2 protein-coding genes are annotated in these 3,285 nt (G+C 70.4%); both read left to right on the top strand.

All coding sequences use genetic code 11. From position 1 onward, the window contains the following. Nucleotides 1–412: 412 nt before the first annotated feature. Nucleotides 413–847: a Fur family transcriptional regulator gene (locus HW445_RS23695; RefSeq protein ID WP_180222976.1), complete on the top strand. Its 435-nt coding sequence runs from the start codon at nucleotides 413–415 to the stop codon at nucleotides 845–847. A gap of 30 nt (nucleotides 848–877) precedes the next feature. After that, the gene (gene katG / locus HW445_RS23690) at nucleotides 878–3,106 is read left to right on the top strand and encodes a catalase/peroxidase HPI (protein ID WP_180222975.1); all 2,229 of its coding nucleotides are present in this window, start codon (nucleotides 878–880) and stop codon (nucleotides 3,104–3,106) included. Nucleotides 3,107–3,285 lie beyond the last annotated feature (179 nt).

Below are 3,285 nucleotides of genomic sequence, written 5' to 3'. Positions count from 1 at the left end.
GCGGGAGACGGTCCGCGGGTCGAGGTCCACGTCGACCCGCGCGGCGGCACAGGCCCCGGCCCAGTCGCCGGCCCGGCGCCGGGTGGTCGCGGTCGCGATCATGGAGGGCGGCACGGCGTAGGCCCGCACGCGCCGCCAGAGGGTGAGTCGTCCGTTCGCGCTGTCGGTGGGCATCAGCACTCACCTTGCGCGGACGGGACCCCCCATCTGTGAAGGGTGTGAGTCGTCATCGCCGGGAACCATACCGTCCGGCCGACGGCTCGTCAGGTCTTTTTCGCCGCCGCCCGCGGCGGCTCCCCAGGGGTCGGTAAATCTGTCAATAATGGACAAAGAGCGACAAAAATACAGGCTCTAAACTTGAATCATTCGTCTTTCTGTACCTATCGCCTCAAGAGATGTAGGGTTCGACGTCATGACCGCAAACCCCGCCTCGCCCGCCGAGGAACTGCGCGGTGTCGGCCTGCGGGTGACGGCAGCTCGCGTCGCGCTGCTCGAAACCGTCAGGGCCGGTGATCATCTCGGTGTCGAGGCGATCGCCTCCGGTGTACGCGAGCGGGTGGGCCACGTCTCCACCCAGGCCGTCTACGAGGCGCTGCACGCGCTGACGGCCGCCGGTCTGGTCCGCCGCATCGAACCGGCCGGCAGCCCGGCCCGGTACGAGGGCCGCGTCGGGGACAACCATCACCACGTCGTCTGCCGCTCCTGCGGCACCGTCGCCGACGTGGACTGCGCGGTCGGTCAGGCGCCCTGCCTGACCGCCTCCCAGAACCACGGCTTCGTCATCGAAGAGGCCGAGGTGACGTACTGGGGCCTGTGCCCCGCCTGTTCCACAGCTCGCAGCACCTGAGCCGTGATCGCCTGATCCAGAAGGACGGACATGACTGAGAACCACGACGCCATCGTCACCGAGCCGAAGGCGGAGACGGGCGGCTGCCCCGTCGCGCACGGCGCGCGCGCCCCTCACCCGACCGCGGGCGGCGGCAACCGCCAGTGGTGGCCGGAGCGGCTCAACCTCAAGATCCTCGCCAAGAACCCCGCGGTCGCCAACCCGCTGGGTGAGGACTTCGACTACGCCGAGGCGTTCAAGAACCTCGACCTCGCCGCCGTCAAGCAGGACATCGCCGCGCTCCTCACCGAGTCGCAGGACTGGTGGCCGGCGGACTACGGCCACTACGGCCCGTTCATGATCCGCATGGCCTGGCACAGCGCCGGCACCTACCGCATCACCGACGGCCGCGGCGGCGCGGGCGCCGGTCAGCAGCGCTTCGCGCCGCTGAACAGCTGGCCGGACAACGTCAACCTGGACAAGGCCCGCCGTCTGCTGTGGCCGGTCAAGAAGAAGTACGGCAAGGCCATCTCCTGGGCCGACCTGATGGTCCTCGCGGGCAACGTCTCCCTGGAGTCGATGGGCTTCGAGACCTTCGGCTTCGCCGGCGGCCGCGCGGACGTGTGGGAGCCCGACGAGGACGTGTACTGGGGCCCGGAGACCACCTGGCTCGCCGACGAGCGCTACTCCGGCGACCGTGACCTCGAGGAGCCCCTCGCCGCGGTCCAGATGGGTCTGATCTACGTCAACCCCGAGGGCCCCAACGGCAACGGCGACCCGCTCGCCGCCGCCCGCGACATCCGCGAGACGTTCCGCCGCATGGCGATGAACGACGAGGAGACCGTCGCCCTGATCGCCGGTGGCCACACCTTCGGCAAGGCGCACGGCAACGGCCCGGCGGACGCGGTCGGCGACGACCCGGAGGCGGCCGGCCTCGAGGAGCAGGGCCTGGGCTGGCGCAACAGCCACGGCACCGGCAAGGGCGCGGACACCGTGACCTCCGGTCTCGAGGGCGCCTGGACCTACGAGCCCACCAAGTGGGACAACGAGTACTTCAAGATCCTGTTCGGCTACGAGTGGGAGCAGTTCCACAGCCCCGCCGGCGCCCTGCAGTGGCGTCCGAAGCACGGCGCGGGCAAGGTCGTCCCCGACGCCCATCTCGAGGGCGTCCGGCACCAGCCGATCATGTTCACCACCGACCTCGCGCTGCGCATGGACCCGGTCTACGAGGAGATCTCGCGCCGCTTCCTGGAGGACGAGCGCGCCTTCGCCGACGCGTTCGCCCGCGCCTGGTTCAAGCTCACCCACCGTGACATGGGCCCGGTCGTGCGCTACCTCGGCCCCGAGGTCCCGTCCGAGGTCCTGATCTGGCAGGACCCGCTGCCGGAGCGCACCTCCGAGCTCGTCGACGAGGCCGACGTCAAGGCCCTCAAGGCCAAGATCGCCGAGTCGGGTCTGACCGTCTCGCAGCTGGTGTCCACCGCGTGGGCCTCCGCGTCCTCCTTCCGCAGCAGCGACAAGCGCGGCGGCGCCAACGGCGCCCGCATCCGCCTCCAGCCGCAGGCCGACTGGGAGGTCAACGAGCCGGGGAAGCTCAAGACCGTGCTGAGCACGCTCGAGGGCGTCCAGGAGTCCTTCAACGCCTCCCTCTCCGGTGGCAAGCAGGTCTCCCTGGCCGACGTCATCGTCCTGGCCGGCGCCGTCGGCGTCGAGCTGGCCGCCAAGGAGGCGGGCTTCGAGATCGAGGTCCCGTTCACCGCGGGCCGTGTCGACGCCACCCAGGAGCAGACGGACGTCGAGTCCTTCGTGGCCCTCGAGCCCAAGGCGGACGGCTTCCGCAACTACCTGGGCAAGGCCAACCGCCTGCCCGCCGAGCACCTGCTGGTCGACCGCGCCAACCTGCTGGGCCTGAGCGCCCCCGAGATGACCGTCCTGGTCGGCGGCCTGCGCGTCCTGGGCGCCAACTACCAGGGCGCGGAGCACGGTGTCCTCACCGACGCCCCGGGCAAGCTCACCAACGACTTCTTCGTCAACCTGCTCGACCTGGGCACGACGTGGAAGCCGGTGGACGGCGAGAACAACCTGTACGAGGCCTTCGACGAGGCCACCGGTGCGAAGAAGTGGACCGGCACCCGCGCCGACCTCGTCTTCGGTTCCAACTCCGAGCTGCGCGCCCTCGCCGAGGTCTACGCGAGCGACGACGCCAAGGAGAAGTTCGTCCAGGACTTCGTCCAGGCGTGGAACAAGGTCATGAACGCCGACCGCTTCGACCTGGTCTGATCGGCTCCCTGATCGATCCGGCGTGGAGGAACGCCCCTGTCCGGCCATTGAGGCCGGGCGGGGGCGTTCCCGCGTTCCGCGGACCGGCTCCCGCGTCCCGCGGTCCAACTTCCCGCACGGGGCGCCCGCGTGGGGTCAGGCGTCCGCGCCCGCCGGGCGGGACGCCGCCTCGAGCACCC

Source organism: Streptomyces sp. UH6, assembly GCF_013421635.1.
Taxonomy (GTDB): domain Bacteria; phylum Actinomycetota; class Actinomycetes; order Streptomycetales; family Streptomycetaceae; genus Streptomyces; species Streptomyces abyssomicinicus.
The sequence above is the reverse complement of the archived record's forward strand: the minus strand, read 5'-3'. Positions and strand labels throughout refer to the sequence as shown.

What these genes read in the sequence shown, in the direction of transcription:
- HW445_RS23695 (WP_180222976.1), top strand. Translation starts at nt 413, where the DNA reads ATGACCGCAAACCCCGCCTCGCCCGCCGAGGAACTGCGCGGTGTCGGC.
- katG (WP_180222975.1), top strand. Translation starts at nt 878, where the DNA reads ATGACTGAGAACCACGACGCCATCGTCACCGAGCCGAAGGCGGAGACG.